The sequence below is a fragment of the Actinomycetota bacterium genome, from assembly GCA_035540895.1.
Classification (GTDB): Bacteria; Actinomycetota; JAICYB01; order JAICYB01; family JAICYB01; genus DATLFR01.
Map to the genome: position 1 here is coordinate 1 of DATLFR010000057.1, position 24,974 is coordinate 24,974.

A 24,974-nucleotide genomic window follows, 5' to 3' on the forward strand; every position below is an offset into this window, starting at 1 on the left:
CCCCAGATGAGGACCGTGTGTCCCGAACCGGCGAACGGGAGCCGAGCAGACCGGGAACCGGGGCCGAACCTACGCAACGGGAGCCGGGCTCCGGACCGACGCATCGGGAGCCCGGCCCGCGGACCGGGCAGCGCCGGCTCCCGGGGAGGAACGGCGTTCCGGGGCTGTTCCGCTCTGCGGTACGGTAGCCCCATGCCCCCCACGGAGGCGGAGGCTCCCGCCCAGACGATCGCCGCGATCGACCGCGCCACCGACGTCCTGGCCATGTTCGCCGACTCACCCGAGCCGACCCTCGGCGTGACCGAGATCGCCACCGCGCTCAACCTGTCCAAGGCGGTCGTCTACAGGATCCTGTCCTCGTTCCGGGCGAAGGGGTTCGTCGAGCTGGACGAGTCCACCCGGCGCTACTCGCTCGGCCCCCGGGTGCTGCACCTGGGGCTCTCCTACCTGCGCAGGACCGATGTCCAGAGGCTGGCCCGTCCTCACCTGGAGAGGCTGTCCCGGGAGTCCGACGAGACGGCGACCCTGTCCGTCCGCACGGACGGCACCCGGGTGTACGTCGACCAGGTGACTCCCGTCCGGGACGTGAAGATGGTCGTCCAGCTCGGCTTGGCCGTGCCGCTGCACGCGGGGGCCTCCTCGAAGGCGTTCCTCGCGTTCCTCGACGAGGAGGAGCAGGCGGCGTACCTGGACGGTCCGCTCGCGGGGCTGACCGCGGCCACCGTGACCGACCCCCGGGCCCTGCGCCGAGAGCTGGACGAGATCCGCTCCCGGGGGTACGCGGCCAGCGCGGGAGAGCGGATGGAGGGGGCGGCTTCGGTGGCGGCGCCCGTCTTCGGGTTCGACGGACGCCCGGTCGCGGTGATCAGCGTGTGCGGCCCCGCCGAGCGGTTCGCCGGGACCGCCGAGCGCGCGGCCGGCCTCCTGCTGGACGCGACGACCCAGCTCTCCCACCAGCTCGGACACGTCCCTACCTGAACTTCACGACGCGCCGTCGGCAACCGTTGACACGGTGTCGTGAACCGGGCTAGATTATGCGACGGGGCGTCGTGAAATGCCCCGTCCGACTACGCACCGGAGGTACACCCATGTCCATGGTCATCGACCGCATAGAGGAACTGAAGGCGAAGATCCCCACGGAGGTCGTCAACGAGCTGGCCGACGGACCCCTCTCCCGCGTTATGCGCCGCCAGACCTGGCCGGACCACGCCCGGGCCGAGTACTCCGACTTCGAGCAGGCCCTCGTGAAGGGCACGCTCTCGAAGGAGGGCTACCTCGACCTGCTGGTACAGGTGCTGCCCGTGTACGAGGCGCTCGAGGCGCGCGCGGAGGAGCTGCGCGACGACCCGGTGGCCGGTCCGATCGTGATCGACGAGCTCAACCGGACCACCGCCATCCGAGCCGACATCGATTTCTACAAGCAGGTCACCGGCACGACCGAGCTCCCGGAGATCCTCGAGGTCACCCAGGAGTACGTGGACCGGGTCCGCAACTCGACGCCCGAGCAGTTCGTGGCGCACCACTACACGCGCTACCTGGCCGACCTGTCCGGGGGCGTCTTCATCGACCGCGCGCTGACGCAGGCGTACGGGCTCGAAGGGACGAACGGCCGCGCTTACTACGTCTTCGACGAGATCGAGGACGCCAACCTCTTCAAGGACGCCTACCGCGGCACCCTCGACCAGCTCCCGCTCGACAGGGACGGCAAGAGGCGGATCATGGAAGAGGTCCTGCTCGCGTACGAGTTCAACATCGAGATGGTGGAGCAGCTCGGGGTGAAGCACCTCGAGCCGGCTGCCACGGCGTAAGGGGAGGGCACGTGGCGGACAGCAACGCCGGGGCCCCCGAGGCCCCGGCTGCCGCCCCGGCCGAGGAGACGCTGGCGAAGCGGCTCTTCGGCGGGAGCTCGGTCATCCACCGGGAGGCCGAGCGGCGTCCGTTCATGGTCCAGTTCCTCAAGGCCCAGCTCCCCCAGGACGCCTACGTCGAGTGGCTGAAGCGTCAGTCGTTCGTCTACGCCGCCCTCGAGGAGACCGACCGTGCGCTTAAGGACGACCCGGTCGTCGGGCGCATGCACTCCCCGGAGCTGTACCGGACCGACGCCATCGATTCCGACCTCCGCTACTTCGTCGGACCCGACTGGCGCTCGACCGCGACGTGCACGCCCGCCACCCAGGCGTACGTCGACCGGATCGCCTGGGCTCGTGACGGGTTCCCGCCCGCGTACGTCGCGCATCAGTGGTTGCGCTACATGGGCAACATGCTCGGGCAGGAGATCCTGCGCAAGATCCTCGAGCGTGCGTACGGGCTGACCGAGGAGGGGACGAACTTCTACCGCTACCCCGAGGTCGGCGACCCACGGACCTTCCTCGGCGGATACCACGCGAGGCTGAACTCCATGCCGCTCGGCGACGAGGAGGCCCAGAGGTTCGTGGACGAGGGCACGGAGGCGTTCAGGCTCAACATCGCCTTGACCGACGAGCTCGGACGGGACTTCGGGATCGGCGAGTTCTCCGCCGAGGAGACCGAGGCCATCATCGAAGAGCTCGCCGCCGAGCATCCGTGAGGCTGGACGAGGCCGAGCTCGCCCCCTTCGAGATCCCGGACGGGTCGGTCCCCGTCGGCGTCTCGTACCTCCTGAAGGGACCAGTCGGTCGCGACCTCACGCTGCTCGTCGCGTTCCCGGACGGGTGGCAGCGGACGGTCCCCGGCCACTACGAGGCGGCCGAGGAGGTCGTCGTGCTGTCCGGGCGCATCGAGATCGGCGACCTCGTCCTCGACGCGGGTGATTGGGGGTTCATGCCGTCCGGCTGGCTCCGGACATCGATGCGCACGGTCGGGGAGACCGTCTGCGTGGCCCGGTTCTTCGGTCCGGCCCGGTGGGTGCGGTCCGAGCTCGCGGCCACCGACGAGGACGCGCGCTCGTGCACCCTGGGGGGGCCGGCGATGAAGCTGCTCGACTGGGACCGGTCCACCTCGTGGTTCGGCGAGGCGCCGGACGAGGGTCCGCCGGCCGAGCTCTTGGACCCGTCGGCCCGCACCTGGACATGGGGGGAGCCCGCCGGGTCCGACGGTCCGTTCTTCATCCGCACCTATCCCTCCCCCTGACGGGGGTACGGTGCGTGGCATGCCCAGGTTGGACGACGCCCAGCGGCGAGCCAGGCTGTCCATCCGCCATCACCTGCATCGTCCGGCCGCGAACTGCGTGGAGGTGGCGGCGTCCGTGGTCGGCCTGCACTCCTCCGACCCGGTCACGGTCTTCCTGGGCACCCGGGCCCGCGCCCCGCACGTGACCCCGGACGAGATCGAGCACGCGCTGTACGAGCAGAGGTCCCTGGCCCGGATCCTGGGCATGCGCAGGACCATGTTCGTCGTCCCGACCGAGACCGCCCCGGTCGTGCAGGCGGGCGCCGCGCGCGGTCTGGTCGCCGCCCAGCGCACGAGGACGGTCCGGATGCTGGAGGAAGCCGGGCTGACGCGCCGGGGAGACCGGTTCCTGGACCGGTGCTCGCAGGACGTCCTGGACGCCCTTCGCGAGATGGGGCCTTCCACGGCCCTGGCGCTGTCGAAGCGCGTACCCGACCTCGCTCTGCAGATGGAGGTGCACCGCGACGGTCGGCCGCAGGGCAGGACCGGCGTCTCGACCCGTGTGCTGTTCCTGCTAGCCGTGGAGGGACGGATCGTCCGGGCCCGGCCCAAGGGAGGGTGGACCTCCACGCAGTACCGCTGGGCGCTCGCAGAGGAGTGGCTGGGCACCGACCTGCACTCGTGGGAGACCGCACCCGCTCAGGCCGAGCTGGCGAGGCTGTGGCTGCGCGCGTTCGGACCCGGCTCCCGTGAGGACATGAGGTGGTGGACGGGCTGGACCGTCCGGGAGACGACGCGCGCCCTGGACGCCGTGGGAGCCATCGAGGTCGCGCTCAACGCAGGGAGCGGGTACGTGCTCCCCGACGACCTCGACCCGGTCGAACCCCCGCCGCCCCGCGTCGCCTTCCTACCCGCCCTCGATCCGACGGTCATGGGCTGGAAGGGCCGCGACTGGTACCTCTCCCACCGTGAGGCCCTGTTCGACCGCAACGGGAACGCGGGCCCGACCATCTGGTGGGACGGCCGGGTGGTCGGCGGGTGGGCGCAGCGAGCCGACGGACAGGTCGTCTGGCGCCTCCTGGAGGACGTCGGCCGCAGCGCCCACCGCGCGGTGGCCGAGGAGGCGTCCGCCCTCCGCGACTGGCTGGGGGACGTCCGGTTCGTGCCCAGGTTCCGGACCCCCCTAGAACGCGAGCTGTCGAGCGGGTGATCGGGGGAGCCCGGCCCGTACGTATCCTGGACGCATGATCTACCTCCGTTACCGCATGAAGCTCGCTCCCCGTGCCCGCCGGGACATGAAGGCGTTCTGGGCCTGGCTCTCGCAGCGCGAGAGCTGGTTCTACCGCGACCTCCCCATGGTGAAGGAGGTCCGCTGGTACTACAGCGTGGTCGGTGACGTCTACGTGCTCGAGAACTGGGCCGCCTTCGACGACGAGGCCGCGTTCGGCGAGTACCGCAAGGCGCTGGCGAACCTGAAGTCCGACGACGACTGGGAGTCGGAGCGGGTGACGCAGGACGAGTGGTGGGAGTTCCTGGACACGAAGCTGTTCACCGACCTCCCGGTCGAGGTGGGGTTCCGCAGGGAACGGTGAAGCTCGCCACGTCCGATCCCGAGATCGCGCGCTGCTACCCGGTGGTGGTGCAGCTCCGTCCCCACTTGAGCGAGGATGCGTTCGTCCCCACCGTACGGCGCCAACAGCTGGGCGGGTACGAGCTGGCGTTCGTCGAGGACGAGGGCGAGGTGGCCGCGGTGGCGGGTTTCCGGGTCCTCGACAACCTGTTCGCCGGCCGGATGCTGTACGTCGACGACCTCGTCACCGACGAGCGGCGACGGTCGAAGGGATTCGGCAAGGCGCTCTTCGACGACCTCGTCGAGCACGCGTGCGCGAACGGATGCCTGACGCTCGAGCTCGACTCCGGCGTGCAACGGTTCGACGCCCACCGTTTCTACCTGTCCAACCGGATGGCGATCACCTCCCATCACTTCCGGTTGAAGCTGTGAGCGTCCGGGTCGTCCGACTCGGCTCCCCGAGGGAGCCCGGCGAGGGCGTGAGGCTCGGCACCGTCCGGCGTCCGCCCCGCGGGGTGCGCAAGGAGGACTTCGCCCGGCTCGACTACTTCGACCTCTGGCTCCCGGAGCTCGCTCCGAGCGAGCCGCTGCGGGCGTGGATCATGTCCGAGCCGATCACCCCGAAGCGGTGGCAGGGCTACGCGCGTCGCTACCGGCGGGAGATGTCGTCCGGCACGCCGCGGCGCACCATCGAGCTGCTGGCCGTGCTGTCACACACGTCCGACTTCTCCGTGGGCTGCTACTGCGAGGACGCCTCCCACTGTCACCGGTCCCTGCTCGCCGCAGAGCTGAGGGAGGCGGGAGCCTCGATCGCTGAGGAGGCATGACGTCCGCCTCCCGATGGGCAGCCCGACCGTGGCTGGCTACTCCGGCGGTGCTTGCAGCCACGGCTCCACCAGCGCGGCTCCGGTGACGGCCGGACACTCGTCGCCGTTGGTCAGCGGGCCCTCCGGGGAGCCCCACCAGTTCTCCCGGGCGTCGAGCGTCAGCCGGACGTTGGGGTTCGTCGAGCTGGTGACCTGGACCGCCCTGCACGTAGTGCCGACGATCGAGTTCCCCCGGATCGGCACGATGTAGTCGGTCGGCTCGCTCTGTCCGTGCGACACCGACACGTAGGACCGCAACGCGTTCTCGTTGCCGGCCAGGCGGTTGCGCTCGAACACGATCCGCTCCCGGGCGACGATCGCGTCCCCGCCGTTGACCCCCAGGATCGCCCCCCACTTGTTGCCTTCGAACGTGTTCCCCCTCACCGTGCTCGAGAACCCGTTCAGCGTGAAGAACCCTCCCAACGAACCGGTGACGACGTTGTCCTCGACCAGCGCTCGGGTGGGGAGCGCCTTGTCGCCCACCTGCGTCGACTGAACGTCGATCCCGTAGCCGAGCACGCTGACGGTGTTCGCACGGATGACCGCGCTGGAGTCGCGGACATCGATCCCGAACCTGTGCGCCGCGATCGTGTTGCCCTCGATCAGCGCGTCCATGCCGCGGGTGAAGCTGATCGCCTGTATCCCGTGCGAGAAGGTGGAGTCCCTCACGACGGACCTCGCATGTCCGGGGGCCTCGCCGCCGACCACGTTCGCCCGCAGGATCGTGCTGTCGGAGATCAGGAGCCGGCCGCCGTAGCTGTAGACCATGTACCCCGTCGACGGGTCCTCGATGTCCACGGACCGGTGCGTGTCGAAGGTGACGCGCTCGGCGACGAGCGTGGCTCCCGGCATCACGAAGAGGTGGGGCCGGCAGAAGGCGACGGTGCCGCCCGTCGGACAGTGCCGCGGGGCATCAAGGAAGACCTTGGCGTCGCGGATGGTCAGCGTCGCGCCCGGAGCGACGACCAGGGGCTCGGTGAAGGTGTGCTCGCCTCCCTCGATCACGGTCGACGTAGCCGTGACGGCGGGGACCTGGGAGGCGGCAGGGAGCGTCGTGACGAGCGAGAGCACGATCCCCGCAGTGAGCGTCCCCAGCCTCATGCGGTGTGGTTCGCCGCAGACGGCCGCGATCCCTGCTCCCGCGACGCCGTCGATCCCCCGGTCGCGACTCGGACCGGCCCGATCCGGACCCGGCGCAACGATCCGCTACCCTCTGCTCACCAGCGACCATCCACATGAGCTTCAGGAGGGACCATGACGATGAGCGACCTTATCGCGTGCGCCGGCAGCTGGACAGGCACCTACCTGCTCCGCTTGAACCCCGACGACCCCGGCGTCACCTCCGAGACGACGGTGCACGTGGCTCCCGTGCTGAAGGAGCGGTTCGTGCGGCTCGACCAGACATGGGTCTGGGAGGGGCAACAGCAGGAAGGCACGATCCTCGTGGCCCACGACCCGCAGGCGTCAACGGTCGAGATGCACTGGGCGGACACCTGGCACAACGGACACGCGATCATGGTGCTCCGCGGGGGTCCGGACCTCGACGCCACCGGTTCCTACCCCGCCCCATCCGGCCCGGACTGGGGGTGGCGCATCCGGATCGGCGCCACCCCGGACCGCCTTTCCATCGAGATGTGGAACATCACTCCCGATGGACTCCAGGTCCCCGCCGTGGACGCCGATCTCTCGCCTTCGTGAGCCGTCCCGCTACCCCTGGCTGGGCAGGACGGCCAGAGGGTCGATCTCGATGAGGAACTCCGGACGCAGCAGCGCCTCGCACACGGCTCCCGTCGACGCGGGGTACGGCTCCCGGAGCAGCCGCTCCCTCACCCCGGCCACCTCGCGGTAGCGGTCCAGCCCGTCGGGGGTGACGTACTCGATGGTCTTCACGAGGTGCTGCGGTCCCCCGCCCGCCGCCTCGAGCACGCGCAGGATGTTCTCGTAGGTGTACTCGGCCTGCGCGGCCACGTCCCCGGCGTGCACCGCCCTCTCCGTCTCCGGGTCGAGGGCCGCCTGTCCGGACATGTACAGGACGTCGCCCGCCCGCACGGCCGGAGAGTAGGTGAGCTTGGAGTACCGGTCCCAGCCTGGGTTGACCGCGACCGGGTCGTGACGGGAGGCGACCACGTCGAGGGAGATCGACGCGTCCGGGTGCTGCAGCCGGGAGAGCAGGATCCCGGCCGCGGCCGGGTATACGGGTCCGAGCATCTCCTTGCGGACGCGCCCGGTCCGCTTGTACTCGCCGAGCGTGGCCGGGGTGGTGTAGTCCACCGTCTTCACGACGTTCGAGAGCGTCAGACCGACCGCACCCAGCATCTCTGCGGCCCGCGCGAAGACGGCCTCGCTCTGTGCGACGAGGTCTCCCGCGCCGGGGGCGGTGAGCGAGGACAGGTAGACGACGCCCTCCGTCGCGTGTCCTCCCTCGAACGGGCTGCCCGGCGGTCCGGCGGTCACCTCGATCTCGATGAGCGCCTGCGGCCGCAGCAGACGGTTCACGACGACCGTGCAGACGGCGGGTGCGTGGCCCCCGAAGGTCTCCGAGCGCACGCCCGCCGCGCCCTCGTACTGCTCGATCCCCTCCGCGGTCACGTACTCGACCACACGGTGCACGTCGGCGAACCCCAGCTCGGCCGCCTCGAGGATGGCGCCGATCTTCGCGTACGCCGTCCGGGACTGCTCCTCCATGCCGCCACGGACGACGATCCGTCCCGCCTCCGGGTCGTACTCGGACGCGGAGTGTCCGGAGAGCCATGCCCTCCCTCCCAGATCCAGCCCGAGGGAGAACGTGTAACGGGAGTAGTCGAACCAGGGGAAGCGCTGCGGACGGATGGCGATCACGGGGCCAGCACCTCCAGGATCGCCTTCTGCGAGCTGCGGGTCACCTCGGGGGGCACGAAGTGCGTCGGCGGCGACAGCTTCATCGCGTCCACCAGCCCCTCGTAGCGACCGAGCTTCTCCCTCACCTCCTCCGGGGTGCCGGACAGGGTGAGCGCATCGACCATCTCGTCCGGACAGGCCTCCACCATCCCCTGCTCGTCGCCGTTGCGGAACCGCTCCTGGATCCGCCGGGCCTCGGTCAGGAAACCGTGGAAGTCGAAGAAGTCCTCGTAGGTGCGGACGCTCGCGTAGAAGGCGACCAGGCCGGCCGCCCACCGCTTGGCCTGCCGGGAGTCGTCGTCTATGACGCAGCACGCCGAGGCGACCACGTCGAGCGCGTCGCGTGCGCGGCCGCCGCGCTCCAGGCCGGCGGACAGGTTCGGCACCAGCCGCTCGGACAGGTAGGACGGGGAGCCCAGCTCGTGGCCGATCCATCCGTCCCCCACCTCACCGGCCAGCTTCGTCATCACGTCGCCGACCGCGGCGATGTAGATCGGGACCGACTCCCGGACGGGTGGGAACGGGCGCTCGTAGCCGCGCAGCGCGATCCGCTCCCACTTGCCCTCGAACGAGATCGGCTCCCCGCGGTGCGCACCCGCCATCACGAGGCGGATCACCTCGATCGTCTCCCGCAGGTGCGGGGCGGCCTTGCCGAACCGGGCGTTGTGCCAGTCGACGTTCAGCCGCTGCACCCCGGATCCGAGGCCGAGCACGAACCGCCCCCCGGTCAGCTCGTCGAGGTCGAGGGCGGTCAGAGCGGTCGTCATCGGGCTGCGCACGAACCCGAGGGCGATCGCGGTCCCCACCCGGACCTTCGATGTCCGGGTGGCGATGGCGGCCGCGGGCACGAACGCGCTGCGGTGGAGCTCGCTCACCCAGACATCGGAGAAGCCGGCGTCCTCGGCCGCCCTCGCCGCGTCGGTCAGCTCCTGCAGGCTCTCGCCCCAGGGGGCGTATCCGATCCTCATGGCTGGGTCCTTTCGAACAGGTAGAGCGCGGCCGCCTCGACGAGGGTGTCGCCGCGCCCGTTCGTGCACGTCATCTCGATCGTCATCAGCCCGCGGGAGCCGCGGTCCTGCTTCTCGACGACGGTCAGCTCGACCCCCACCGTGTCGCCGGGCAGGGCGGGGGCGCGGAACCGGACCCGGTCGTACCCCACGAGCGCGACCGTGGTGCGGTCGAAGCGTCCGGTCTGCTCGGACAGGCCCCCCATCAGCAGCAGCAGGGCCGCGCCCGGGAGCGGACTGCGTCCGAACGGTGACGCGGCCGCGTACGCCTCGTCCACGAAGAGCGGGTGCGTGTAGCCACCCGTGGCCACCAGCTGGGAGACGAGCCCTTCGTCCACCTCTCGGGAGGGGGTGGAGAACGTGTCGCCCACGTCGAGCGCGTCGTAGGTGCCTGTCACGGTCGTGGCGTGGGAGCGGGCAACGTCTCTCCAGCGGTCGCGGTGTTCCATAATAAGGAACGCTGTTTCGTTTTCGCGACCACGGGGGTGCGATGGCGTTCCGGGCGCTCGCCCTGCAGACGACCTGCCGGTCGCTGGTCGGGGTCTCGGATGTGGACGAGGCGCGGGCGGCCATCCGGGCAGCGATCGAGCGCATCGGCTCCCAGGTGGCGGGGAGCCTGGCTTTCATCGGTCCGGACTGCCGGCTCGTCGTCCTGCCCGAGTACGTCCTGACCGGACACCCGCTGGGGGAGCCGATCGAGGTCTGGGCCGAGCGGGCGGCGATCGCGCCGGACGGCCCGGAGTACGAGACGCTCGGCGAGATCGCCCGGGGACACGGCGTCTACCTGGCCGGCAACGCCTACGAGACCGACCCCCACTTCCCGGGCTGGTACTTCCAGGCCTCGTTCGTGATCTCTCCCGGCGGAGAGGTCGTCCTGCGCTACCGGCGCCTCAACTCGATGTTCTCCCCCACCCCGCACGACGTGCTGGACCGCTACCTCGAGCACTACGACGACCTGTTCCCGGTCGCCCGGACGGAGATCGGGACGCTCGCCTGCATCGCGTCGGAGGAGATCCTCTTCCCAGAGGTCGCTCGGTGCCTGGCCATGAAGGGAGCCGAGGTCTTCCTGCACTCCACCTCGGAGATCGGATCCCCGCTCCCGACGCAGAAGGACGTGGCGAAGCGCGCCCGGGCGATCGAGAACCTGGCCTACGTGGTCTCGGCGAACACGGCCGGCATCGAGGGTTCGCCGATCCCCGCCGGGTCCACCGACGGCAAGTCGCAGGTGGTCGACTTCGAAGGGCGGGTGCTCGTCGAGGCCGGGCCCGGCGAGTCGATGGTCGCGAACGCGACGATCGAGCTCGACGCGCTGCGCGCGGCCCGTCGCCGTCCGGGCATGCAGAACCTCCTCGCCCGGAACCGGTTCGACCTCTACGCGCCGGAGTACGCACGCGGGTCCTTCCATGAGGCGAACGGGCTCGCGGGAGCCGAGCCCGACCGGGCCTACTTCATGCGCGCGCAGCGGCAGGTGATCGACCGCCTGGTCGAGCGCGGGGTGATCGGGTGAGCCGGACGATCGACGTGGTCAACCCGCGCACCGGACGGGTCGACCACCGCATCGCCGCCACCGACCCCGAGGTGCTGGGCACGCTGGCCGGGGAGATACGCGAGGAGCAGCGTCAGTGGGAGGCGTCCGGTCTGGACGCCCGCACCGGCACCCTGCTCGAGTGGGCGGACACGGTCCATGCCGCGCGGGCCGCGCTGGTCGAGGCGCTCGTCGCCGATACCGGACGCCTGGCCGAGTCCCACATGGAGGTGGACGCGGTCGTCGGCTCCCTGCGGCGCTGGGCGGCCGGCGCCGCGGATGCGCTCGGCTCCCCCGAGCGCCGGGCGGCTTCGGTCCCGGGCGTGGCCGTCGAGCAGGCGGTCCGTCCCTACCCCCTGGTCGGCGTCATCAGCCCGTGGAACTTCCCGTTGCTTCTGTCCACGATCGACGCCATCCCCGCGCTGGTCGCCGGGTGCGCGGTGATCGTGAAGCCGAGCGAGATCGCACCGCGGTTCGTGGAGCCCCTGCGGGAGACGGTCCCGGACGCGCTCCCGCTCGCGCTCGTCACCGGGGATAGCGAGACGGGCGCCGCGCTGGTCGAGACGGTGGACGCGATCTGCTTCACCGGGAGCGTGGCGACCGGACGGAAGGTGGCCGAGCAGGCGGCCCGCCGGTTCATCCCGGCCTTCTGCGAGCTGGGCGGGAAGGACCCGGCCGTGGTGCTGTCCTCGGCCGACCTGGACCGCGCCACCTCGGCGGTCCTGTGGGGGGCGACCGCGAACGCCGGACAGTCCTGCCAGTCGATCGAGCGCGTCTACGTCGCCGCCGACGTCTTCGAGGAGTTCGTGGACCGGCTCGTGGCGAAGGCGGCCGCGGTCCAGCTCGCCGTCCCGGAGCCTACGTCCGGACAGATCGGCCCGATCATCGCCCCCCGCCAGGTGGCGGTGATCGAGGACCACCTCCGCGACGCCGTGGACAAGGGAGCCCGGGTCCTGAGCGGGGGCGAGGTGGAGCGGGTGGACGGAGGGGCCTACGTCCGGCCGACCGTGCTCACGGAGGTCGACCACTCCATGAGGGTGATGACCGAGGAAACGTTCGGACCTCTCGTCCCCGTCATGGCGTTCGGCTCGCCGGACGAAGCGGTCCGCCTGGCCAACGACACCCACTACGGCCTGAGCGCGGCCGTCTTCGGAGCCGAGGACGAGGCGGTCCAGCTCGCCTCCCGGCTCGAGGCCGGCGCGGTCAGCATCAACGACGCGTCGCTGACCGCGCTCGTGCACGACGGGGAGAAGAACTCGTTCAAGATGTCCGGGCTCGGGGGGTCGCGGATGGGAGCCGCGTCCATCCGCCGTTTCGTGCGGCGCCAGGCCCTGCTGGTGTCGGAGCGTACGGACCCCGACCCCTGGTGGTACCCGCACCTGAGGGGTTGAGCCGGCTCCCGTGACGCGGGAGCCGCACACGTCCGTCCGCCCCGCCTCCCCGCTCCCACGTGTGCGTAGGACGTGTCGCCCGTGGCACCGAACGCGCACGACTGGCACCCAGACAGGGACCCGGCCTCCACGTGTGCGCAGGACGGGTCACACGCGAGACGGACGGCGGCCTGCCCGCCCGTTGACCCTTCGCCTGCCGCTCTGGAACAATGTTCCGTACACCGGAACGGGGAGGTGCAGTGCAGACGACGAACATCCGCCAGGAGATGCCTCTGCTCGCGCGCCACGAGGGCATCTGGGAGGGCACCTACACGTTCGTCGACCGTGAGGCGAAGGTGATCGACCGCCACGCGTCCCGCCTCACGTGCTCCTTCCCCGAAGACCCGTCCACCCCGTACCACCAGACGAACGAGTACACGTGGGAGGACGGGCGGACCGAGCGCATCGAGTTCCCCGCCACCTACGCCGACGGGAGGCTCCACTTCGACACGGAGCGCATCGACGGCGTGTGCTGGGAGGTGGACGACCACTGCATCGTCCTGCACTGGGTCTACAAGGCGGACCGTTCGGTCACCCTCTACGAGCTGATCCACCTCGACGACTCTGGGAACAACCGCTCCCGCACGTGGCACTGGTTCAAGGACGGCGTCTGCTTCCAGCGGACGTTGATCGACGAGCACCGCGTGAGCTGACGTGCCGACGCCGCCCCCGCTCGACCTGAGCGACCCGGCCGCGAGCATGCGGGCTCTGATCAAGGCCCGCGCCTCCCTGGACGGTTCGGACACGGTGACCTGGTTCACCGGCAACGTCCACGCCTGGCCCCCGGAACGTCCCGGACCGCCGCTGTTGGGGATAGAGGGGTACAACATCGCCCGGGCCGTCGAGACCGAGGGGGGCTGGGACCTGCTCACACGGGAGGCCGTCTTCTACCTAGACCCCTTCCGGCGGGAGCCGATCGACGAGTGGGCGAACCCGTTCACGGGGGAGACCGTAGAGGTCGTCCACATCTTCAACGACCCGGTGAACCAGCGGTTCCGCCTCCAGGGCCCGCACGGTCCGTGGCGCCTCCCCGTCACCGGGATGGGCGACGACCTCTACTTCAACGTCGACGTCCTGCTCGCGTACCCGTCCCCGCTCCCGCGAGCCGAGTTCCCGGAGCACTCGGGCGACGACACGTACCGCGCGGCCGAGCTCTTCCAGTTCTTCTGCAAGACGTCCGAGATCGCCGACGAGGCGAACGTGAACGCGTCTTGCAACGTGTCCTGGACGCGGCTCGGGCCGTGGCTCCCGTGGATGCGGATGTCCGACCGGCCCGGGATGCTCGTCTACCACTGCCGGGGCAAGAAGCTGGAGGGGGGGTACGGCGCGCTGCCCGACTGGATCCGCGAGCGCATCGACCGGGACGCCCCGACGTACCGGGAGGCGCCCCGGGAGCTCACCGAGCCCAACGAGACGAGCTGGACGTACTTCCGCAAGCTTCTCGCATCACGGGCGTAACGGACCGCTACACTGGCGGTCGGATGCCCAAGATCTCTGCGGCGACCCTTCACGAGCATCGGGCGGAGACGATCGACCGACTGCTCGACGCGTGGGGGGAGCTGGTGATGACCCGCGGGTACGAGGGGCTCTCGCTGGCGGACGTGGCCGCGAAGGCCGGGCTCGCCCGGACCGCCATCTACAACTACTTCCCGGACCGGGAGGCCTTGCTGTTCGCCTGGACCCATCGCGAGGTCCAGCGGACGATGGAGTCGTTCGAGCGGGAGCTGCAGGACGCGGACTCGGTCTCTGACAAGCTCCGCGCGTTCGTCCGTCTGCAGCTGGAGGCGTTCGCCGCCCGCCACCTGCCGCCCGGACAGGAGGTCATGCAGTTCCTGCGGCCGGAGACGTACAGCCGCTTCCACGAGCACATCGAGCCCGTGGAGCGGGTGCTGACCGGGATCCTGCAGGAGGGGTTCTCCAGCGGCGAGTTCAAGGGCGGCGCACCGGAGGAGATGGGCCCGATGGTGATGGCCTGCGTGGGAGCCGAGCGCATCCCGATCGCCCAAGGCACCCACGATGTCGGCGACGCGGCCGAGAGGGTCTCCTCGTTCCTTCTCCGCGCCCTCGGCGCTCCCGCGTAACCGGCCTCCCCGGTTCGTGACATAATGTCGCGAAACACGGGAGCAGGGGGTCGGTCATGGGGGCTCTGCGAGACAAGGTGATCGTTGTCACCGGCGCCAGCCGGGGACTCGGCGAGGCGATGGCGTTGGGTTTCGCGAGCGAGAACGCCACGCTCGTCCTGGCTGCCCGAACGGTTCCCGACCTCGAGCGCGTCGCGGACGCGTGCCGGGAGGCGGGCGCGGGGGACGTGAAGGTGGTGCCGACCGACATCACCTCCGAGGAGCAGGTCCAGCACCTCGTGGACGAGACCCTGTCCGCGTTCGGACGGATCGACACCTTCGTCGCGAACGCGGGCGCCTCCTACCTGACCTGGACCGAGGAGCGCTTCGGACACCTCACCACCTACCCGCGCGAGATCGTCGAGCGGTTGTTCGAGCTGAACACCATCGGGACGTGGTTGTGCATGAAGGCGGCCCTCCCGGCCATGAAGGAGGGATCGAGCTTCATCAACGTGGGTTCGGAGACAGGACGCCTGGCCATGGCCGGCATGGGGTTCTACGCCGTGAGCAAGGCGACGATCGACACGATGACGACGATCGCCTCGAAGGAGATGGCCGATCAGGGCGTGCGCGTGAACTGCCTCACCCCCGGGGGCATGGTCGACACCCATCTGTTCGGCCCGAACAAGATGCCGCCGCAGATGCGGGAGCGCGTCCCCCATCAACCTCCCGACGTGATCGTCCCGGCCGCGATCTGGCTCGCCTCGGACGACTCGCGCGACGTCAACGGAGCGTTCGTCGTCGGCCGCGAGTTCAACAGCCGACCGGTCGAGGAGACCCGGGCCGCGCTCGTCACCAGCTGACGATGATCAGGCGCGGCGGCGCGCAGCTCAACATCGCGGACGGCATCCGCGAGTTCGCGGTCGCCACGCCGGGCGCGACGGCCGTGGTCGACGGAGACCGCGCCCTCACCTACGCGGCGCTGGACGAGAGAGCCCGCCGTCTCGGCAACCACCTGCTGGGAGCCGGGCTGTCCGCCGGCTCCCGCGTGGCGGTCGTGCTGGGCAACCGTCTCGAGTACCCCGAGGTGGCGGCCGGGATCGCCCGGGTCGGGATGGTCATGGTCCCCGTCAACCCGCGCCTGACCGCTCCCGAGGTCGAGTACATCGTCGGACACTCCGAGGCGCAGGCCCTGGTCGTCGACGAGGCGCTCTCCGCGATAGCGGCCGACGCCTCGGCAGGCAAGCACGTGCTGTCGATCGACGGCACGTCGCTCGGGCCGTCCTACGAGGACGCGCTGGGCGACGCGTCAGCGAACGATGCCGGGATCGAGACCGAAGAGACCGACCCCTTCTGCGTCGCCTACACCTCGGGGACGACCGGGAAGCCCAAGGGGGTGGTGATCAGCCACCGCTCCCGGTCGCTCACCTTCTACTGCACGGCGCTCGAGTGGGGGCTCGGACCGGGGCGCCCCACGATCGCGGTCGCCCCCATGTACCACGGAGCCGGGTTCGCCTTCGGGTACGGCGCCCTGCACACGGGAGGCGAGCTGTGGATGCTGCGCTCGTTCGACCCGGAGGCGTTCCTGCACATGGCGGCCGGGAGCCGGGCCCAGTCGGTCTTCCTGGTCCCCACGCACGCGCAGATGATCCGCGCCCACGCCGAGCAGCCCCCCAGGCTCCCGGACCTGCGGACGCTCTACTTCAACGCCGCCCCCATGCCCCACCCCTTGAAGCTGTGGGTGTCCGAAGCCTTCCCGGGGGTCGGCCTGCACGAGCTGTACGGCTCGACCGAGGCGGGGATCGTCTCGAACTGCCGGCCCGCCGATGTCCTGCGGAAGCCGGGTTCGGTCGGCCCCCCCTGGTACATGACCGAGATCAGGGTGGTCGACCCGGACGGCAACCTGCTGTCCGCTCCTTGCACGGGCGAGCTGTACAGCCGGTCCCCGTTCCTCATGAACGGCTACCTGCACGACCCGGACGCCACCGAGGCCTGCACGACCCCGGACGGCTTCCTCACCTCCGGCGACGTCGTGAACCTCGACGAGGACGGCTACATCTACATCGTCGACCGCACGAAGGACATGATCATCACGGGCGGGGTGAACGTCTACCCGCGCGAGGTCGAGGACGTCCTGTTCCGGCACCCCCACGTGAGGGACTGCGCGGTGGTCGGGCTCCCATCCGAGACGTGGGGCGAGGAGGTGACGGCGTTCGTGGTCGCGCCCGATGCCGACCCCGCCGACCTGGACCGGCACTGCCGCGGGACGCTCGCCGGCTTCAAGGTCCCCCGCCGCTACGAGATGGTCGACGCCCTACCGCGCAACGCAGCCGGGAAGATCCTGAAGCGGGAGCTGCGGGAGCGTCAGAGCGAGCGGACGGAGACCCCGCGCACCGAGTAGGCGTTCGGGTCGACCGCAGGCTCCCCGACCACCTTCACCCCGCCGACCGTGTACCAGACGTGCCCCTCGGCGGGGGTCGTCCGGCGCGTGCTGGCCGAGATCGACGGTGGGAACAGGCCCACCGTGTCCGGCAGGATCGGGTTGTTGATCGAGGACATGCTGACGTGGACGCCGCAATCGTCCCCCGGGTCGACCGTGCGCAAGCCGGCCCCGAACAGGAACGGGTCGAACGACGGGTCGACGTCGCGGCGGTCGCAGAGGACCTCGCCGCCACGCGTAACGAGGAGGCGACGGAAGACCTCTCCCTCGGCGACCCCGCTCGCGCAGGCGTCGTACGGCGTCGTCTCCCACATCGCGACCTTCACGTCGCCGAGGGTGGCGTGCGCCTCGTTGACCGTCGCCACCCGGGCCCCCGGTGTGCACGACGACGCCGGTGAGGACGGGGCGAGCACGGCCACGGATGAGACGAGCGAGATGAGCAGCAGCCGGCGCACGATGTTCATCGGTTGCGGATGTCGGGGTCCTGCCCCGGGTCGCCCACCTTGTTGCCCAGCACGCTCACGCAACCACCTTGCTTGCCGCTCGCGAACACGTTGACGTTCGCGTTCACGTCGCCGTCGACCGGGACACCGAGGGCGCCCGGGAAGAGTCCGGCCTGGACGTACCCACCCTGGTTCGTGTACCCGGTGCCTCCGCCGTCGTAGTAGCCGCCTCCGACGACCTCGACGTACCAGCCTTGGCCGCGGACCACGTAGTGCCCGGTGTGGTTGTGCACGTAGACGACGCCGTGGTTCTGGTCGAGCTCGGGCGAGGAGTGGTCCCAGCTGCGGCGGTTGCCGTCCGGGTCGTGACCGTGCCTGTACCAGGTGTCGCAGCGTTCGGCTCCCGCGGCGGGGGCGAGCGCGATCCCGAGCGACAGGACGAGTCCGGTGGTGGTGGCGAGTGTCCGGCGACCGAGCTGCATCGTTGCCATCTCCCTTCGACGCTTGTGGTGCGGTTATTCGACCCGGCGCGCGGGCTTCCTGCTGGGCGTCTTCCCTCTGGAGCCGGAGCCCTTCGCCGCAGCGGCCTTCTGCCGTCGCGGCGTCGAAGGACGTCCGTTCGCGCTCGCCGCCTCCACGGGCACGGGCTCGACCGGGGCGGGCACGGCCACCGGGGCGGCGATCGTTGCCTCCTCGAGCCCGGCCTCCTGCGCGAACCGGCGCGGATCGATCCCGCTCAGCAGCGGTATGCAGCAGGCGAGACCGACGGCCTCGATCGCGAAGACGGTGGCATACCCGCCGGGGACGCTGTCCAGGACGCGGTGGGCGACCTCGAAGATGAGCCCGCCTCCGGCCACGGCCGCCCCGTCCGCCAGTGAATGGGCCATCGTCCAGGCCCCCATGAACAGCGCCGTCCGCTTGGCGTCCGCCATGCCCATCATCAGCGCGAGCGCGGCGACGTTGAAGAGACCCATGGCCACCCCGATGCCGAAGATCGAGATCCAGCTCGGCGGAGCGCTCGCGGTGGCCGCGGCGAAGGTGAGGAAGGCGAACGAGAAGACCGAGCCCACCAGACCGATCCGGGCGAGCCGCATGTACCCCCACCGCTCCGCGACCGGCCGACCCCCGATCCACATGCCGAGCAGGATGCCGGCGGTCATCATCCCGTTGAACGCGCTCGTCTGGCGGACGTTGAGGCCGAGCACCTCGCCGCCGAAGGGCTCCAGGACGGCCTGCTGCAGGAACAGGAAGAGGGTGGCAGCGATCATGAAGACGAAGAACCGCCGGGCCTGCGACATGCGGGCTATCGAGCCGACCGCGTCTCGGAACCGGACGTGCCCGGCGGGGTCGGGCTCGTACGGACCCCGCTCGAGCGCCTTGCGCTCCTGACCCCAGACGGCGACCGAGGTGAACGCCACGATGAGCACCCCGGCCAGCGCGAAGAGCGTCTTGATCCCCGACGCGTCGTCGTCGAGCACGCTCCCGGTGAGCGCGACGCCGGCGAAGATCCCGGCCATCAGCTCGAAGTACACGATCGAGGCAGCGTGTCCTCGCTCGGCGGGCGGCACCATATCGGCCAGCAGCGCGAAGTAGACCGAACCCGCCCCGTACATCCCGACCCCCATGACCGTGAACAACAGGACGCCGACCAGGACGGAGAACGGGGTTATGCCCCGCTGGAGCATGTCCCCGACGTAGGGGGCCAGCGCCACGGCGAACCCGGCCAGGCAGGCTCCCCCGACGATGTAGGGTCCGCGGCGACGCCCGAGGATCGGGCGGTGGTCGGACATGTGTCCGATCGGCAGCGCGATCGGCGCAGCCAGGTTGTACGAGGCGAGGACGGCCGCGACCACGAGCAGGCTGATGCCCAGCTCCACCTTCATCACCCGGTTCAGGACGCCGAGAATCAGCACGGCGGACATCCCGGCCGCGAACTCGCGCAGCCCGAGCCGCATGAGCGTCCAGGTGGAGACGGTCCGCTTCACCGGGGGGGCGGGGGGCTCGGCGTCGGACGCCACCCGGGCCAGCGCGTCCTTGAACCCTTCGTCGGCCGGGTTGCGCACGCGCAGCCGGGCGGCGGCGTGTCCCCCGAGCATCTCCTCCGGGGAGCCCGTCCCGATGACCTGGCCCGCGTTGAGGACGACGACCTCGTCGGCCACCCGTCTCAACAAGCCCGTGTCGTGCTCCACGATCAGGATCGACCCGCCCGTCTCGTCGCGCCAGCGCAGCAGGATGGCCGCCAGCTCGTCCACCTCGGAGGGAGCCAGCCCGGAGGCGGGCTCATCCAGGATGAGCAGCCTCGGCTCCCGGGCGGCGGCCACGGCCAGGTCGAGGATGCGCCGCATCCCGGTGGAGAGCTCGGCCACGAAGGTCGTGGCGTGGACCCGGAGCCCGAACCGCCCCATGAGCCGGTCCGCCGCCCCCCTGTCCCCCGTGGCCAGCACGGCCACCTCGGAGACCGTGAGCGTCTCCGGCAGCGGGGAGCCCTGGAACACGCGGCCCACGTCGCGCGGGGGCGCGGTGCCCACCCGGCGGGTGACCGGCCGTCCGTCCACGAGCACCTCGCCGGCGGTGGATGCGATCTCGCCGCATACGGCGTCGAGCAGGGTCGTCTTGCCCGCTCCGTTGGCGCCGACCAGGGCGCAGACCCGGCCCGGCGCTATCTCGAGGGTGACCCCGTCGAGCAGGCGCGCGTCGCCGATCTCGACGACGACTTCGCGCAGCTCGAGCACGCTCATCCGCTGACCCCGGCTAGGAAGGTGGCGGGCAGGAGGTCCGACCTCCGCTCCAGCAGGGCCAGCGGGTCGTCGAAGTCGCGGACCACGCCCTGCGCGACGAGGGCGGCCCGGTCCGAACGCGGCAGGAGCGCGGGCAGGTCGTGGTCCACCACGACGACCGCGACCCCGTCGTCGGCCAGCATCCGCAGCATGTCCAGGACGGCGTGGCGCGCCTCGACGTCCAGACCGAGCGTGAGCTCGTCGGCCAGCAGGGCGACCGGCCGCCGGTACAGGGTCTGCGCGACGGCGAGGAGGCGCTGCTCCCCCCCGCTGAGCACGCCCACCTTGGACGAGCGCCGATGCGCCAGGGCCGGGACGAGATCGAGCACGGCATCGGTCGCTGCTGAGAACGAGCTGCCGGTCGGATGGGTGCGGAAGGCGGCGACCCTCAGGTTCTCGAGCACGGTGAGATCGGGGAAGACGGGTCGGGCTCCCGAGACGAAGGCCAGGCCCACGCCGGCCCGTTCCTCGGGGCGCAGGGTCGTGACGTCCTCACCCGCCACGAGAACCCGTCCGGAGTCGGAGACGATCAGGCCGGCGGCCAGCCGCAGGAGCGTCGACTTGCCCGCCCCGTTGCCCCCGACGAGCGCGACCAGCTCACCCGACGAGGCGGTGAGCGTGGCCGACCTCAGGATCGTGGTCAGACCGAAGGTCGCGCCGACCCCGTCCAGGACGAGGGCGGGGCAGGGCTCTCCGTCCTCGACCACGGGGCCGGCCGCGGGCCGGGCCGCGGTCCGGGCGCGCATGCGGCGGCGGTCGTGCGGCAGGGCGCGGTGCGTCCGGACGAGCCAGAAGACGGCCAGGGCCGCGTAGACGACGGTCCAGCCCGCGGCCCGGCGCATCCCGCTGCCTGCGGCGACGAGTCCGAGGTGGCCGGCCGGGATCGTCCCGAGCAGGGCTCCCATCACGACCACGCCCGACGCGGCGGACCGCACCCCCGGGACGCAGGCCGACGCGGCGAGCCGGGCCGCCTGTCCGGACAGCCACCCCCCGAGCACCGCGACAGCGATCAGCCCTAGGGCGCCCGCCTCCGGGTCGCCAGTCACGGCGACGGCGAGCGCGAGCGCCCCGATGCCGGACGCGGCGAGCAGTCCCGCCCCGACCCTGGACGGGCCGGGGAACAGGATCGGGGAGAGCCTCCAGCCGACCACCGCGGAGCCGACGGCGAGCACGGCACCAGCCACGACGGCCCACGGCCGGGCCGCGGAGGGGAGCCCGAGGTAGGCCCCCCATGCGGCGGGGAGCCCGAAGACGGCCGCCCAGGCGGGGGCCGATCCCAGCGCAGCGGCGGTGGCCGCGGCCCGCACGGACGGCGCGGCGGCCGCCTCCCTCGTGTCACTGCCCGCGATGCGGGGTCCGGTGCCGTCGGTGGGGCCGGCTCCCGCGAAGGCGCGCGGACCGGACCGGGCCAGCCCCGACGCCCGCTCCTTCACCGGCGCGAGCACGACGTCGTCGCCCACGATCAGCCGGACGCACCGGAACCGGGCCGCCTCGATCAGCCTGCTGAGCCCGGCCGGCATGAACAGCACCACCACCAGCACGCCGGCCCCGGAGGCGAGCATCGCCCAGGGCCCGGGCAGGGCGAACCGGGCGATCTGGAGGACGGCCGCGCCGAGCAGGGCGCCGGCCGGGGAGCCGAGCCCGCCCACGACGGCCATCGCGAGCAGCTCCAGCGAACGGCCCGGGTCGAAAGCGCCGGGGGCTATCCCCGCCGGTGTGGAAGCGAGGTAGAGCGTGCCGGCCAGACCGGCCAGTCCCCCCGAGATCGCGAGCGAGAGCACCCGCGACGTGGTGGGGTCCGATCCGAGCCAGGGGGCGCGCTGGGGGTCGTCGCGGGCCGCCACCATGCGGGCGCCGAGCACCGACGCTCGCAGTCGGGAGAGCGCGATCGCGGCGACGACGCAGATGCCTCCGCCCACCGCTCCCACGACCCCGGGGTCGGTGGGCACGGTTCCCCCTCCCACCCTGAGCAGGGCGACGGGGGCGGCGGCGGCCGCGGCGAGGCCCAGGACGGCGAAGGACAGCCCGGACTGCCGGCGCGATGCCAGCGCAAGGACCGCTCCCGACCCGGCGAGCACGATCCCGCCCAGCGCGCACTTCAGAGCCCACGGACCCGGCGTCAACGCCGCGACGGCCGCGCCGAGGCCGGCCAGCCCCCAGTGTCCGAGCGGCACCTCGCCCGCGAACATCCAGGCGGCCGCGACCGCCAGGGCTCCCAGGGCGAGCGCGGCCGAGGTCGCGTACAGGACGTCCTGGCTGGGTGAGAGGAAGACGGGAACGAGCGCGGCACCGGCCACGGCGAGCCCGGCTCCCAGGCCGGCCGCTGTCCTGATCGGGAAGGACGTGGAGATCGCGTGCGGGAGGGGCCGCGGCGTGGTGGCCGCCTCCCACGAGGAGGCCCGTCCGGCCGCGGCCTCGCGTCCGAAGCGTCGGCGCTGCAACGCCACCGCGCCCAGGACGGAGAGGGCGAGGAAGAGGTCGGCCAGTCCCGCGGTGGGGGCCCACCACAGGCAGGCCTGGTAGGCCACGCCGAGCCCGAGCGCGGCCGCTACGGCACCGGGCAGGCTGCGCAGCCCGGCCAGGACGGCTGGGGTCAGCGCCAGGAGCAGGACGGTGGCCCCCATCCCCGCGTCCAGGCTGAACCCGAGGACGGGGATGGCGAGGATGCCGCTGAAGGCGGAGACGACGCCGGCGATCGCCCAGACCACCGCACGGACGACGTTGGCCGGGATGCCGAGGGCCCGGGCCCGCTCCGCGTCCTGGCCCAGCGCGCAGGCGGCGAGGCCGAACCGGCTCCGGTGGAGGAAGTGATAGAGCCCGAAGAACGCGAGCGGCATGCAGATCAGGGCGAGCAGGTGTGGCCCGAGGAGGCGGACGGGGAACAGTTCGATCGAGATCCCGAGTTCCACCGTGTAGGTGGGGAGCCGCCCGCCGAAGATGAACGGGAGGGCGGCCTGGACGGCTCCGAAGATCTGGGCGAGCCCGACCGTGGCCACGAGCAGGACGACCCGGGGGACGTCCTGGAGCCGGACCAGCACGGCTCGCTCCGCCAGCAGGCCGAGGACGCCTCCGAGCGCGAGCCCGATCGGGAGCGCCCACCAGAAGCCCCAGCCCGCGGACGCGACGAGCATCCCGACCAGCACGCCCGAGACCAGGCCTAGAGCCGGCTGGGCCAGGTTCACGACCCGGGTCGTGCGCCACAGCATGACGATGCCGAGGCTGTTGAACGCGGCCAGGGATCCCTGGACGAGCCCGAGCGCGATGATCCCTACGGGGAGCCTGGACATGTATGCGTCGTGGAGGTCCTAGAAGCGCGTGTCGGCCGAGTACCGTCTCGGGTCCGGGAACTGGTAGGCCCCGGGGGCGGCGGACCCGGGGTTGCGCGCGGAGGCCGACCACTGGATGCGGGTCACGTCCCCGATGAAGGCCCGGTCAGGCGAACCCATCTCGAGGAGCAGGCTCGACTGGTTGTCGGTCCTGCCCCTCGTGGCGCTGTAGCGGTACGGCTGCATGGCGCCGAGCCCCGCTTTGAAGGTGTCCGGTGTCAGGTTGGGTCCGGCGTTGGAGATCCCGAAGACGGCCTGGGCGAGCGCCGCGTAGACGAGCGAGGCGGCCGACGGGACGTCGCGGTCCCCGGTCGCCTCGACGTAAGCCTTGTACCACTCCGCGTTGCGGGCGGCGTCGTCGTTCGTCAGGTCCGGGGTGAACTCGGCGTCGTAGCAGGTGAGGCCCGAGGCGCGCGCCCACTGCACCGCGTTGTACAGCCGGACCATCGCCGTCGTGTCCTGTCCGGAGCAGGGCCAGACGAAGTAGTCCGGGCTGAACCCGTTCGTCTGCGCGGCGTGGGTGAAGTTCATCGGGGCGCCGGCGTCCGGCATGATGATCGTGTTCACACCCTCCTCGCGCATCCTCGCCACCACCCCCGGCGCCTGCTGCTGAGACGTGGCGAGGTCGGAGGCGAGCGATCGGACGGCGCGGGGCGGAACGTTCAGCCCGGCTGCGCGGAGCCGTTCGACCATCTTGGGGGCGGAGTCGACCAGCCCGGGGTACTCCACGTAGATGACGCCGTAGACCCGCGGCTCGGTGTTGTTGTACTTCGTGTTCGCTGCATGCCAGGTCAGGTAGGAGGTGGAGGCCTGCACCTGCCGCTCCCAGGGCAGGCCGGACGGTACGCAGTAGCCGTTCGTCCGCTGGGAGAGCGACCCGCCGAGGTCGTACGTGCTCAGGTTGAAGATCCCGGCCTGGGCGAGCCGGGGGCAGATGTAGGAGGAGATCGACCCGTGGGCGGCGATCGCCGCGAACGGCTTCACCTCCTTCGCGATCTTCTCGGCCGTGAACGCGTAGCTGTCGGGGTACTGCCCGGCCTCGAGCACGACGCCGCGGATCTTCCGGCCGTGGAGCTTGATCGGGTGACCCATGAAGCGGGTGCCGTCGTTGTCGTGCGAGTTGATGTACTTGACCAGTCCCATGAAGGCCTTGCCCTCGTCGACGTTGCCGTCGTGCCCGCTGCCCTTCAGGTACGGGCTGGTCATGGTCCGGTCGCCCTTCCAGTAGTAGGTCAGGACGATCTCGTTGGAGGCGTTGATCCCCGGGACCTGTGGGCCGTCCACGCGCCGGCCCGTCTCGGTCGCGGAGACCGCACCCCCGGCCACGGACCCCCGGCCGGACCCCGGACCCGAGAGAGGGTCGGCGGTCGGGTCCGCCGGGTTGGTCCCGTCCGCGAGCAGTCCGTCGGCGCGGGATGAGGTCGAGCCGCCTCGCGACGTCGACGCCGCCTCGTCGACCACGACCCGCTTCGCCGCGGTCAGGGAGGCCAGGGAGACGACGACGGTGGCGACGGCGAGCAGCGCGCGGTAGTTCGGGTTCGACGACGTCCCCAGAGGCTCAGTCAA

25 protein-coding genes are annotated in these 24,974 nt (G+C 71.3%); 16 read left to right on the forward strand and 9 right to left on the reverse strand.

What is annotated here, in order from left to right; translation table 11 throughout:
- Positions 1 to 192: 192 nt before the first annotated feature.
- The 8 genes from VM840_02955 to VM840_02990 all read left to right on the forward strand — a co-directional run bounded on the left by VM840_02955 (position 193) and on the right by VM840_02990 (position 5,484).
- Complete coding sequence (locus VM840_02955) at positions 193 to 978, forward strand: IclR family transcriptional regulator (protein HVL80535.1); 786 nt, start codon at positions 193 to 195, stop codon at positions 976 to 978.
- 110 nt (positions 979 to 1,088) lie between these two features.
- The gene (locus VM840_02960) at positions 1,089 to 1,808 is read left to right on the forward strand and encodes a biliverdin-producing heme oxygenase (GenBank protein HVL80536.1); all 720 of its coding nucleotides are present in this window, start codon (positions 1,089 to 1,091) and stop codon (positions 1,806 to 1,808) included.
- Between the two features lie 11 nt (positions 1,809 to 1,819).
- Positions 1,820 to 2,566 carry a biliverdin-producing heme oxygenase gene (locus VM840_02965; protein HVL80537.1) on the forward strand — a complete coding sequence of 249 codons (747 nt, stop codon included), beginning with the start codon at positions 1,820 to 1,822 and terminating at the stop codon, positions 2,564 to 2,566.
- Positions 2,563 to 3,108, forward strand: a complete 546-nt coding sequence (locus VM840_02970; GenBank protein HVL80538.1) for a hypothetical protein — start codon at positions 2,563 to 2,565, stop codon at positions 3,106 to 3,108. Before VM840_02965 ends, VM840_02970 begins: the two co-directional genes overlap by 4 nt.
- A gap of 19 nt (positions 3,109 to 3,127) precedes the next feature.
- On the forward strand, positions 3,128 to 4,297 hold the full coding sequence (locus VM840_02975) for a winged helix DNA-binding domain-containing protein (GenBank protein ID HVL80539.1): 1,170 nt from the start codon (positions 3,128 to 3,130) through the stop codon (positions 4,295 to 4,297).
- Between the two features lie 34 nt (positions 4,298 to 4,331).
- Positions 4,332 to 4,679, forward strand: a complete 348-nt coding sequence (locus VM840_02980; GenBank protein ID HVL80540.1) for a hypothetical protein — start codon at positions 4,332 to 4,334, stop codon at positions 4,677 to 4,679.
- Positions 4,676 to 5,089, forward strand: a complete 414-nt coding sequence (locus tag VM840_02985; GenBank protein ID HVL80541.1) for a GNAT family N-acetyltransferase — start codon at positions 4,676 to 4,678, stop codon at positions 5,087 to 5,089. The genes VM840_02980 and VM840_02985 overlap by 4 nt, the downstream gene beginning before the upstream one ends.
- A complete protein-coding gene (locus VM840_02990) occupies positions 5,086 to 5,484 on the forward strand; it encodes a DUF488 family protein (protein HVL80542.1) in 399 nt (132 codons plus the stop codon). The genes VM840_02985 and VM840_02990 overlap by 4 nt, the downstream gene beginning before the upstream one ends.
- Before the next feature lie 36 nt (positions 5,485 to 5,520).
- Here the strand turns inward: VM840_02990 and VM840_02995 are convergent, their stop codons facing one another.
- Positions 5,521 to 6,624: a right-handed parallel beta-helix repeat-containing protein gene (locus tag VM840_02995; GenBank protein HVL80543.1), complete on the reverse strand. Its 1,104-nt coding sequence runs from the start codon at positions 6,622 to 6,624 to the stop codon at positions 5,521 to 5,523.
- A gap of 159 nt (positions 6,625 to 6,783) precedes the next feature.
- Between VM840_02995 and VM840_03000 the strand changes: the two genes are divergently transcribed.
- Positions 6,784 to 7,221, forward strand: a complete 438-nt coding sequence (locus tag VM840_03000; GenBank protein ID HVL80544.1) for a DUF1579 family protein — start codon at positions 6,784 to 6,786, stop codon at positions 7,219 to 7,221.
- A gap of 9 nt (positions 7,222 to 7,230) precedes the next feature.
- Here the strand turns inward: VM840_03000 and VM840_03005 are convergent, their stop codons facing one another.
- The 3 genes from VM840_03005 to VM840_03015 are packed head-to-tail and all read right to left on the reverse strand — an operon-like array spanning position 7,231 to position 9,856.
- Positions 7,231 to 8,361: a RidA family protein gene (locus VM840_03005; GenBank protein ID HVL80545.1), complete on the reverse strand. Its 1,131-nt coding sequence runs from the start codon at positions 8,359 to 8,361 to the stop codon at positions 7,231 to 7,233.
- On the reverse strand, positions 8,358 to 9,368 hold the full coding sequence (locus VM840_03010) for an LLM class flavin-dependent oxidoreductase (protein ID HVL80546.1): 1,011 nt from the start codon (positions 9,366 to 9,368) through the stop codon (positions 8,358 to 8,360). The genes VM840_03005 and VM840_03010 overlap by 4 nt, the downstream gene beginning before the upstream one ends.
- Positions 9,365 to 9,856: a MaoC family dehydratase N-terminal domain-containing protein gene (locus VM840_03015; GenBank protein ID HVL80547.1), complete on the reverse strand. Its 492-nt coding sequence runs from the start codon at positions 9,854 to 9,856 to the stop codon at positions 9,365 to 9,367. Before VM840_03015 ends, VM840_03010 begins: the two co-directional genes overlap by 4 nt.
- A gap of 41 nt (positions 9,857 to 9,897) precedes the next feature.
- On the opposite strand from VM840_03015, the gene VM840_03020 reads away from it, so the two are divergent.
- The 7 genes from VM840_03020 (at position 9,898) to VM840_03050 (ending at position 16,823) form a co-directional block, all read left to right on the forward strand.
- On the forward strand, positions 9,898 to 10,914 hold the full coding sequence (locus tag VM840_03020) for a nitrilase-related carbon-nitrogen hydrolase (GenBank protein HVL80548.1): 1,017 nt from the start codon (positions 9,898 to 9,900) through the stop codon (positions 10,912 to 10,914).
- Complete coding sequence (locus VM840_03025) at positions 10,911 to 12,323, forward strand: aldehyde dehydrogenase family protein (protein ID HVL80549.1); 1,413 nt, start codon at positions 10,911 to 10,913, stop codon at positions 12,321 to 12,323. Before VM840_03020 ends, VM840_03025 begins: the two co-directional genes overlap by 4 nt.
- A 239-nt stretch (positions 12,324 to 12,562) precedes the next feature.
- Positions 12,563 to 13,015, forward strand: coding sequence for a DUF3598 family protein (locus tag VM840_03030; protein ID HVL80550.1), 453 nt, complete (start codon positions 12,563 to 12,565; stop codon positions 13,013 to 13,015).
- A gap of 1 nt (position 13,016) precedes the next feature.
- Positions 13,017 to 13,820: a DUF1838 family protein gene (locus tag VM840_03035; GenBank protein ID HVL80551.1), complete on the forward strand. Its 804-nt coding sequence runs from the start codon at positions 13,017 to 13,019 to the stop codon at positions 13,818 to 13,820.
- A gap of 23 nt (positions 13,821 to 13,843) precedes the next feature.
- Positions 13,844 to 14,443 carry a TetR/AcrR family transcriptional regulator gene (locus VM840_03040; protein HVL80552.1) on the forward strand — a complete coding sequence of 200 codons (600 nt, stop codon included), beginning with the start codon at positions 13,844 to 13,846 and terminating at the stop codon, positions 14,441 to 14,443.
- A gap of 56 nt (positions 14,444 to 14,499) precedes the next feature.
- Positions 14,500 to 15,285 carry an SDR family oxidoreductase gene (locus VM840_03045; protein ID HVL80553.1) on the forward strand — a complete coding sequence of 262 codons (786 nt, stop codon included), beginning with the start codon at positions 14,500 to 14,502 and terminating at the stop codon, positions 15,283 to 15,285.
- Between the two features lie 2 nt (positions 15,286 to 15,287).
- Positions 15,288 to 16,823, forward strand: coding sequence for an AMP-binding protein (locus VM840_03050; GenBank protein HVL80554.1), 1,536 nt, complete (start codon positions 15,288 to 15,290; stop codon positions 16,821 to 16,823).
- On the opposite strand, the gene VM840_03055 is transcribed toward VM840_03050, so the two are convergent.
- From VM840_03055 to VM840_03075, 5 genes are read right to left on the reverse strand one after another with little or no spacing between them, the layout of a single operon-like run.
- Entirely contained in the window at positions 16,787 to 17,326 is a 540-nt protein-coding gene (locus tag VM840_03055) for a hypothetical protein (GenBank protein ID HVL80555.1), read from the reverse strand. The two genes, VM840_03050 and VM840_03055, sit on opposite strands and share 37 nt — an antisense overlap.
- Positions 17,323 to 17,787: a hypothetical protein gene (locus tag VM840_03060; protein HVL80556.1), complete on the reverse strand. Its 465-nt coding sequence runs from the start codon at positions 17,785 to 17,787 to the stop codon at positions 17,323 to 17,325. The genes VM840_03055 and VM840_03060 overlap by 4 nt, the downstream gene beginning before the upstream one ends.
- A gap of 33 nt (positions 17,788 to 17,820) precedes the next feature.
- The gene (locus tag VM840_03065) at positions 17,821 to 20,043 is read right to left on the reverse strand and encodes an MFS transporter (GenBank protein ID HVL80557.1); all 2,223 of its coding nucleotides are present in this window, start codon (positions 20,041 to 20,043) and stop codon (positions 17,821 to 17,823) included.
- Complete coding sequence (locus VM840_03070) at positions 20,040 to 23,369, reverse strand: ATP-binding cassette domain-containing protein (GenBank protein ID HVL80558.1); 3,330 nt, start codon at positions 23,367 to 23,369, stop codon at positions 20,040 to 20,042. Before VM840_03070 ends, VM840_03065 begins: the two co-directional genes overlap by 4 nt.
- Positions 23,370 to 23,387: 18 nt before the next feature.
- On the reverse strand, positions 23,388 to 24,974 hold the full coding sequence (locus tag VM840_03075; protein ID HVL80559.1) for an ABC transporter substrate-binding protein: 1,587 nt from the start codon (positions 24,972 to 24,974) through the stop codon (positions 23,388 to 23,390).

Coding starts and splice junctions, on each gene's coding strand:
- VM840_02955 (HVL80535.1), top strand. CDS start 193: ATGCCCCCCACGGAGGCGGAGGCTCCCGCCCAGACGATCGCCGCGATC.
- VM840_02960 (HVL80536.1), top strand. CDS start 1,089: ATGTCCATGGTCATCGACCGCATAGAGGAACTGAAGGCGAAGATCCCC.
- VM840_02975 (HVL80539.1), top strand. CDS start 3,128: ATGCCCAGGTTGGACGACGCCCAGCGGCGAGCCAGGCTGTCCATCCGC.
- VM840_02980 (HVL80540.1), top strand. CDS start 4,332: ATGATCTACCTCCGTTACCGCATGAAGCTCGCTCCCCGTGCCCGCCGG.
- VM840_02995 (HVL80543.1), bottom strand. CDS start 6,624: ATGAGGCTGGGGACGCTCACTGCGGGGATCGTGCTCTCGCTCGTCACG.
- VM840_03000 (HVL80544.1), top strand. CDS start 6,784: ATGAGCGACCTTATCGCGTGCGCCGGCAGCTGGACAGGCACCTACCTG.
- VM840_03010 (HVL80546.1), bottom strand. CDS start 9,368: ATGAGGATCGGATACGCCCCCTGGGGCGAGAGCCTGCAGGAGCTGACC.
- VM840_03015 (HVL80547.1), bottom strand. CDS start 9,856: ATGGAACACCGCGACCGCTGGAGAGACGTTGCCCGCTCCCACGCCACG.
- VM840_03020 (HVL80548.1), top strand. CDS start 9,898: ATGGCGTTCCGGGCGCTCGCCCTGCAGACGACCTGCCGGTCGCTGGTC.
- VM840_03040 (HVL80552.1), top strand. CDS start 13,844: ATGCCCAAGATCTCTGCGGCGACCCTTCACGAGCATCGGGCGGAGACG.
- VM840_03045 (HVL80553.1), top strand. CDS start 14,500: ATGGGGGCTCTGCGAGACAAGGTGATCGTTGTCACCGGCGCCAGCCGG.
- VM840_03050 (HVL80554.1), top strand. CDS start 15,288: ATGATCAGGCGCGGCGGCGCGCAGCTCAACATCGCGGACGGCATCCGC.
- VM840_03055 (HVL80555.1), bottom strand. CDS start 17,326: ATGAACATCGTGCGCCGGCTGCTGCTCATCTCGCTCGTCTCATCCGTG.
- VM840_03060 (HVL80556.1), bottom strand. CDS start 17,787: ATGCAGCTCGGTCGCCGGACACTCGCCACCACCACCGGACTCGTCCTG.
- VM840_03065 (HVL80557.1), bottom strand. CDS start 20,043: ATGAGCGTGCTCGAGCTGCGCGAAGTCGTCGTCGAGATCGGCGACGCG.
- VM840_03070 (HVL80558.1), bottom strand. CDS start 23,369: ATGTCCAGGCTCCCCGTAGGGATCATCGCGCTCGGGCTCGTCCAGGGA.